Below are 8,293 nucleotides of genomic sequence, written 5' to 3' on the forward strand. Positions count from 1 at the left end.
AAGTTCAGCTATACCTTATCAAATCCGCCGTATCCCGTTTAGTTGTTGTGAATCATGGAGAAATCACCCGCTGAGAATCCCGAAAAAGCCGGCGACGTAGAGGCCCAGAAGGCCGGTAATGCCCCCAAAAGCGGCGAGCGTTCGGACCAGGGGGAAGCGCCCGCCGTGGACCACTACGACACCGAAGGCAAGCCCGACGCTGACAAGCGCAAGATGACCGCGCCCGACACGCTGGGGGCCAAACACCAACACCCGATTCTAGCTCAGCCACCCGAAGGGTTCACGGGCCTCAAGCTAGGCAAGCCCGCCACGGTGGCGGCTGGTATCACGGCGGTGCTCAAGTCGGGAGCGTTTGCCTGGGGCGAGGATGGTATTGCGCGGGGCACGCACGCGCTGCTCAAGCTCAACCAGAAGGATGGCTTCGACTGCTCTAGCTGCGCCTGGCCCGACCCCGACGAGCACCGCTCGGTAGCCGAGTTCTGCGAGAATGGCGCCAAGGCCACGGCCTCCGATGCCGACGCACAACGCGTAGATCCGGCATTTTTTGCCCAGCACAGCTTGGTCCAACTGTCGCACATGACCGACCGCGACCTCAACAACGCCGGGCGCATCACGCACCCAATGGTTGTGCGGCCCGGCGGTACGCACTACGAGCCAATTAGTTGGCAAGAGGCGTTTGCGCTGGTGGGGCAGGAACTGAATGCCCTGGCTTCACCCGACGAGGCTATCTTTTATACCTCGGGGAAGGTGCCTAACGAGCCCGCCTTTTTATATCAGCTCTTTGTGCGGCAATTTGGCACCAACAACCTGCCAGATTGCTCCAACATGTGCCACGAGAGCAGCGGCTCGGCCCTGAGCCCTACCATTGGCCTGGGCAAAGGCTCGGTTACGCTCAACGACTTCTACGAAGCGGAGGTCATCGTTATCATTGGCCAAAACCCCGGCACCAACCACCCGCGCATGCTCACGGCTCTGCAAAAAGCCAAGCGCAACGGAGCTAAGATCATCAGCATCAACCCCTTGATTGAGGCGGGCTTGCAGCACTTCAAGAATCCGCAAGACTTCATGAATCCGCTGCGGGCGCTGGGCGCCCTACTCGGCGACGGCACCCAGATAACCGACCTCTACCTGCAAGTGCGCATCAACTCGGACCTGCTGGTGATGCGCGGCCTGATGAAGGGCCTGCTCGAAGCCGAGGCCCTGAACCCAGGCAAGGTGCTCGACCGGGCCTTCATTCAGGAATTTACTACTGGCTACGAGGAACTGATTGAAAACCTGAATAATACAAGCTGGGACGACATTGTGGAGGCCAGCGGGGTGAGCCGCGCCGACATCACCGAAGCGGCCAATCTGATTGCTCGTCACAAGAAAATTATTACCTGCTGGGCCATGGGCCTCACGCAGCAGAAAAACGGGGTTTACAGCATTCAAGAAATTGTAAATCTGCATTTTCTGAAAGGCGCAGTGGGGAAGGCGGGCGCCGGGCTGTGCCCGGTGCGGGGCCACTCCAACGTGCAGGGCGACCGTTCGATGGGTATCTGGGAACGGCCCGAGCAAAGTTTTCTGGACGACTTGGAAAAGGAATTCAACTTTCACCCGCCCCAGGAGCACGGCTACGACACGGTGGAGGCCGTGAAGGCCATGCACGACGGCAAGGTGCCGGTGTACGTTGCGCTGGGCGGCAACATGCTTTCAGCCTGCTCGGATACGGAGTTTGTGGCCGAGGCCATGCGCAAGCTGCGGCTTTCGGTGCACATCACCACGAAGCTCAACCGCGGCCACCTCGTCAACGGTGAAATGGCCCTGCTCCTACCCTGCCTGGCCCGCACCGATGTAGACCGGCAGCACGGCCAGCAGCAGTTCACCTCCTGCGAAAATTCCATGGGGGTCGTCAGCATGAGCAAGGGCGTGCTCACGCCTCTTCAGGGGGAAATGCTGAGCGAGGTAGCTATTGTGAGCGGCATGGCCCTCGCTACCCTGGGCAGCAAGAGCACCGTGGACTGGGTAGCCTGCACCGAGAACTACGATACCATCCGCGACCATATCGGACGCGTAATTCCCGGTTTCAATAAGTTCAACGAAAAGGTGCGCCGCCCCGGCGGTTTCTACCTACCCAACGGCCCCCGCGAGCGTAACTTCACTACGGCCAATGGCAAAGCCAACTTCACCTGCACGCCCTACGAGAAGCACGTGCTGGAGCCCGATCAGCTGGTGCTGACCACCATCCGCAGCCACGACCAATTCAATACCACCATCTACGACTACAACGACCGGTACCGCGGCGTACATAACGAGCGGCGCGTCATCTTCCTCAACCGCCAGGATATGGCCGAGCGGGACATTCGGGAGAAAGGAGTGGTGAATATTACCAGCCACTTTGAGGGCCAGCAGCGCCACGCGGAGAAGTTTATCGCCATTCCTTACAATATTCCGCAGGGCAACTGCGCGGCCTACTTTCCCGAGGCCAATGTGCTGGTGCCTATTGGCAGCGTGGCGTACAAGAGCAATACGCCTACCTCCAAGTACGTGGTGGTGACCGTAACGCCCGTCGAGGAGCCCGTTGGCACCCGCAAGGCCACTTCCGCGCAACGGGTGGCCGTACCGGGTTAGGCTGCCAAACCAACTACTTCAACAAGCGGTTTAAGTTAGCCTGATAAGGCTGTCCATGAGGCTGTTGCGGCGCAGGCAATGCTGCACATACAACAAAGTGGGACGCGCTGGCGGTAGGCAATAAATTGCTCGACCGCCAGCGCGTCCCACTTTGTTGTATGCAGTGTTGCTACTTGCTAACGCTCATGCACTCTTCAATCCACTGTAGTGAAGACTGAGTCCAGCTGTAGGGTATGCAGGCACCGCTGCAATGTGAGACTTGCATTGCATAGCCTAACGCTGGCCCCGCGCTGGCGGAGTATTAGCAGTTGCGATACCAGGAAGCAAACTCCCTGCGTACGTTGGCAGGGTAGGGCGCCACAGTCTACCAGTAACGGGGCGTGTGGGGGGACCAGGATACGTACCAAGTGGGCCGCATCGACAGCAGCCAGGTTCACAGGCAGCACATTAGCTGGCTGTAACAAGCGAGGATCTAACACAGGAATAGTGGTAAGGAGGAAAGGAAGGAGTGGTAGTAGTTCGTCAGCGCGGCAGGATGCGAATCCATTTGACTAGGAAAAGCCATCCGCGTGGTCAACACAGTTGACAGCACAAAGAACTAGCAAAACAAGCTCCTACACGCCCGCTGAAATACGCGTTTTGCCTGTGGTAAATGCGTTATTTTCACCACGTATATACGCAGGGCGTACCCTTATGCACTCGAATAAATACGGAATACGGTCTGTTTTCCTACCCCTATTGCTACCTATGCAGATGCATTGGCAATGCCCTACGAGTCCAGCAAGCCTTGCTCCATGGCGTACTTAATCAGGGCCGGCGTATTCTTGACGCCGGTTTTTTCCAGCAGACTCTGCCGGTGCGTTTCCACCGTGCGCCGGCTGGTGAAGAGCTGATCGGCAATTTGCTGGTTGGTCAGCCCATTGGCGACCAGTTGCAGAATCTCACGTTCACGGTGGGTGAGATGAATCGCATTTTCGGGGGAGGGAGCCGAACTTTCCGTTTCGCTGGTCAGTAGTTTTTCGAGCAAGGCTAGGCCGATATCCGAGCATAGAAAGCGCTTGCCCGCCGCCACGGCATGAATTGCCGTCACAATTTCGGCCTTATCCGCGTTTTTGAGCAAGTAGCCGTGCGCGCCGGCTTCTAATAGTTCCCCAATGGTGCGTTCGTGCGTCATCATCGACAGCATGAGGATGCGCAAGTCTGGGTGCTGTTTTTGCAATTCGTGTGTGGTAGCCAAGCCATCCAGTACGGGCATGTTCAGGTCTAGCAGGACAACGTCGGCCGGCGTGCCCGGTAGCTGCGCCAGCAACTCTTGTCCATTGGACGCTTCGCCCACTACTTCGAGCAAAGGCTCTGCTGTAAGCACGGTCCGCAGACCGTCGCGCACAATAGGGTGGTCATCCACCAAAAAAACACGAATCATGAAAAGGCAACTAGAGCAAGGGAAGTGCGCAGGCGGATATGGGTGCCCTACTCAGGAAAAAATCTGAGGGGCTGGCGTCGCCAAAAAGTCGACGGCCTCATGCAGCATACGTAAGCCCAAGCCCTTGGTAGTACTACCAGGTTTAAAGCCCCAGTCATTATCTTCGGCTCGTAGCATGATTTCAACCAGAAATGATTTCCAGCTCCAGCATGGTCTGACTGGCCTCTGCATGCTTGAGACTGTGGTGGGCCTACCCTCTTCCAAGCGTTGCGCGTTGCTGATGTTTAGATCTACCCCCAGCACCCACACTGGTTGCACTTGTTTAAAGTTTGGTACCAGAGTCGCATTTAGCAATTTCTTGCATCCCTGTTTACAAGCCTTTTACGAGCCTAGCACGGGGTACCTCTCGGAACCAGTCTATTGTATGATGCTACGCTACTGGGTTAGGTCCGAGAATTTAGGTGGTTTTTTTCAAGGAACCACAAGGCAAAGAGACATCTGTGCCTTATCCAAAAGCCTATTGCTCTAGGGCTAAGCATAAGCAAGGCTACCCGCTATCCGCAGCAGTTCCTAGCCGAAGTGCTTCTCCAGCAAGGCCGTGACCTTCTCTTTGGTCAGGGGCTTGTTCAGAAAGCCGGCGATGGGCAGCTGCTCGGCCCGGGTCTGGTCTAGGGGGTGCAGCGAGGTAGTGAGCATCACAATCACAATCGCTTGCTGCTGGGCCAGGGGCAGTTGGACGTAAGCTTCGAGAAAGCCCAGCCCATTGAGCACAGGCATGTTCATGTCGAGGAAAAGGAGTTGGGGGCACGCGGCGCTGTCGGGGCCCAGGCACGTCTGGCCCAGCGTGCGCAGAGCCTGTTCGCCGTTCTCGGCCGTGAGCACCTGCTGGGCGACCTCCATGCGGCGCAGCAGCGCTTGGTTAAGGAAATTGGTCGTGCTGTCGTCGTCCACGAGCAGGATACTGGCTAAGAGTGGCATGAGGCAGAGGGATTAGGTAGGGAAGGTGAGGGTAAAGGTGGTGCCAACGTCTACCTGGCTCGCTACCGCAATGGTGCCGCCGCCGTTCTCAACAAGGCGTTTGGTGATGTAGAGGCCCACGCCGGTGCCCTCGACGTGGGTGTGCAGGCGCTGAAACAAGCCGAACAGCTGGCGCTGCTGCACGGCACTCATACCCAGGCCGTTGTCCTGCACGGTCAGCACGACGCCCTGCGGGGTGCGCGCGGCGTGCACCCGTACCTGGGCGGGCCGGTCTAGGGCGCGGTACTTGATGGCATTGCTGAGTAGGTTGTAGACGGCCGAGCGCAGGTTGGCCGGCGAGAAGGAAGCGACCAGGTTGGTGGGCACCTCAACCGTGAGCTGGGCGCTGGCCGCCGCAATGGCGGGCGCCAAATCCAGGCGCACGCCTTCCACCACGGCGGCCAGGTGCACGGGCTCGGCGGGGCCGGCGTGGGCCAGCTGCAGCTTGGAAAGGTCCGTGAGCTGGCCAATGGTGACCTGAAAGCGCGTGGTCGTCTGCTCTAACAGGTCGAGCAGGTGGCTGATCATCTCGTCCTGCTGCACGGCGGGGGGTAGCGTGTCGCGCAGGGCCAGAGTAATGCTCTCGATGTTGGTAATCGGGGCTTTCAGGTCGTGCGAGGCCGTGTAGACGAACGTGTCCAGGTCCACGTTGGTGCGCGTGAGCTGGGTGTTGCTCTGGTACAGTTCCTCATTGGTGACCGTCAGTTCCTCATTGATGACGGCCAGCTCTTCGTTGAGCGTCTGCACCTGCTGCTGGGCGAGTACCTGCCTGGTTACTTCAAAGGCAAACACGAGTACGCCGTCTACCTGACCCTGTTCGGTGAAGCGGGCCTGCTGCACGTAATCAAAATAGCGGTCTTCCAACAGGCCATCCGCCGGGCGGATGAGTGGCACCAGCAGGCTGGTTTCCTGCTGGGTCCGGCCGGTTTCGTATACCCGGCGCAGCGTAGCCAGTAGTTCCTGGCCACGCAGCTCGGGCAGGGCATCCTGTATCGACCAGCCCAGTTGCGGCCGCCCAGCAAACATGGCCGCATAAAGCGGGTTGAAAAACTCGAACACCAACTCCGGGCCGCTGATAATGGCAACGGCGGCGGGGGCCTCCCACAGCAACCGTTCCAGCTGGCGACGCTGGTATTCCGTGGCGAGGCGGGCACTGACGGCCTCGGCGGTACGCTGCTGCACGCGGGCCTCCAGCGCCTGGTTGAGCTGCTCGACCTGCTGACGAGCCACCACCTGCTCGGTCACGTCCACGGCGATACAGAGCACGCTGGTTACCTGGCCGTCGGCCTCATACAGCGGCTGGTAGACGAAGTTGAAATACGTGGTGTGGAGCTGCCCTCCCCGCCGCAGCAGGGCGGGCGTTTCCCTGCCAATGAAGGGCTCCTGCGTACGCAGCACTTGCCGCAGCAACTCGTCGAAGCCCTGGCCCTGCAGCTCGGGCACGGCTTCCAGCAGCGGCCGGTTCACGACTTGCTCGGGGGTGGAGCCCCACAGCGTCGCTATCGCGGCGTTGGCCGAAGTGACGCACAACTCTTCACCCGCAAACAAGGCAATGGCCACCGGGGCCTGGGCGAACACCGCCTGGAGCTGGGCGCGCTCGTGCTCGGCGGCAGCCTGCGCGGCGGCCAGCTGCTGGGTGCGCTCCAGTACCCGCGCTTCGAGCTCCTGGTTGAGCTGCTCCACCTGCCGACGGGCCAGCACCTGCTCGGTCACCTCGGTGGCGACGTCAATCACGCCCAGCAGCTGGCCAGCCGTATCGTACAGAGGTTGGTACACGAAGTCGTAGTAGGTGGTTTGCAGCCGCCCGTGGCGGAGCATCGTCGCTGGCGTTTCCGTGCCGGTAAAGGGTACCTGCGTGCGCAGCACCTGGCGCATCTGCTCATCAAACCCCTGGCCCCGCAGCTCGGGTACGGCGTCCATGAACGGCAGGCCTAGCACCTGCGCGGGGGTGCGCCCCCACAGGGCGGCCATTTGCGCGTTGGTTTCCGTGATGCGCAGCTCCTCGCCCTGAAAGAACCCAATGGCGACGGGGGCCTGGGTCAGGACGGCCTGCAGCAGGTTACGCTCGCGCTCGGCCGTGGCCTGGGCTGCCTGCGCCTCCTGGGTGCGCGCCTGCACGCGCGCTTCCAGCTCGTGGTTGAGCTGCTCCACCTGCTGGCGGGCCAGCACCTGCTCGGTGACGTCAATGGCCGACGTCAGCACGCCCGTGCGCTGCCCCTGGCCGTCGTGGCTCGGCTGATACGTGATGTTGAAGTACCCCTGGTACGGCTGCCCGGCGCGGCGCAGGGAAACGAGCTGCTCCTGCAAGTAATAGGGTTCGCCCGTGCGCCAGACGGCGCCGAGTACTTCCTCGAACCCCTGACCGGCCAGCTCGGGCAGGGCCGTAAAGTGCGCTTGCCCCGCTACCTGCGCCAGCGGCCGGTCCCAGAGCTGGGCCATGCGCGCGTTGGCAAACTCGATGACGTGCGTGGGGCCTTGCAGCAGGCTGATGGCCACGGGCGCCTGCTCAAACACGCCGTACAGCGTCGCTTGCCGGGCTTCGGCTTCGGCCCGGGCGGCCTGCTCGCGGGCCTGGGTGGCGCGCAAGGCTTCCTCGGCGTGGCTGCGCTCCTCGTCCCGGGTGTCGGAGAAGAGGACCAGCAACCCGTCGCCCAGGCGCTGGGCCGTGACGCGGAAGTAGGCATCGAAGCCATCGGCCTGGTAGTAGAACTGGAACTGCTCCGCTTCCTGGCCCAGCCAGCTGCGGCGGTGAAAGTCCCAGGCCCCGTTGTCGGCGGTAGTGGGAAACTGCTGGCGGTAGGTGGTGCCGGGCTGGGCAGGCAGCCGGGTCATGCGCTGGGCGGCCGGATTGAGGTAAGCCAGCGTCAGGTCAGTGAGCGTGCCGTTGGCATCGACCACGGGCGTGTAGTAGATGACCCCCAGCGGCAGCAAGTCCAGCAGGGTGGGGAAGAGGGCGGGGTCTGCCGGCAGGCCTGCGGGCAGCGAAAACGGAGCATCTGCCATACAAGCCGGGGACCGATAAGCTACGAAGGTAGCGAGTAGGGTTCAGCTAATGGTCCACACGCAACTTCTTTTTTCGCGCCGGCGTCCTTATCCTTTTTCAACGTAGGATTCGGCTAGCAGCCCTCCTCGTACATGAACGAGGCTCTTGTAGGCACCGGTAGGAATGAGGTGGTCCGATTACGCTGGACAGTTTAGGGCGTTAGGTTGGAGGAGCTGTTGGTGAGTAAGATACGGTGTCTG

General features: G+C 60.7%; 4 protein-coding genes. 1 reads left to right on the forward strand and 3 read right to left on the reverse strand.

Annotated elements, in window-relative coordinates:
• Positions 1 to 54 precede the first annotated feature (54 nt).
• The gene (locus H8B15_RS19870; protein WP_187321402.1) at positions 55 to 2,610 is read left to right on the forward strand and encodes an FdhF/YdeP family oxidoreductase; all 2,556 of its coding nucleotides are present in this window, start codon (positions 55 to 57) and stop codon (positions 2,608 to 2,610) included.
• A 769-nt stretch (positions 2,611 to 3,379) separates the two neighbouring features.
• Here H8B15_RS19870 and H8B15_RS19875 read toward each other — a convergent pair.
• The 3 genes from H8B15_RS19875 to H8B15_RS19885 form a co-directional block, all read right to left on the reverse strand.
• Positions 3,380 to 4,033, reverse strand: coding sequence for a response regulator (locus tag H8B15_RS19875; protein WP_187321403.1), 654 nt, complete (start codon positions 4,031 to 4,033; stop codon positions 3,380 to 3,382).
• Between the two features lie 570 nt (positions 4,034 to 4,603).
• On the reverse strand, positions 4,604 to 5,011 hold the full coding sequence (locus H8B15_RS19880; protein ID WP_187321404.1) for a response regulator: 408 nt from the start codon (positions 5,009 to 5,011) through the stop codon (positions 4,604 to 4,606).
• Between the two features lie 12 nt (positions 5,012 to 5,023).
• Positions 5,024 to 8,053, reverse strand: a complete 3,030-nt coding sequence (locus H8B15_RS19885) for a PAS domain-containing protein (RefSeq protein ID WP_187321405.1) — start codon at positions 8,051 to 8,053, stop codon at positions 5,024 to 5,026.
• Positions 8,054 to 8,293: the final 240 nt, after the last annotated feature.

The organism is Hymenobacter citatus (genome assembly GCF_014333615.1).
GTDB lineage: Bacteria > Bacteroidota > Bacteroidia > Cytophagales > Hymenobacteraceae > Hymenobacter > Hymenobacter citatus.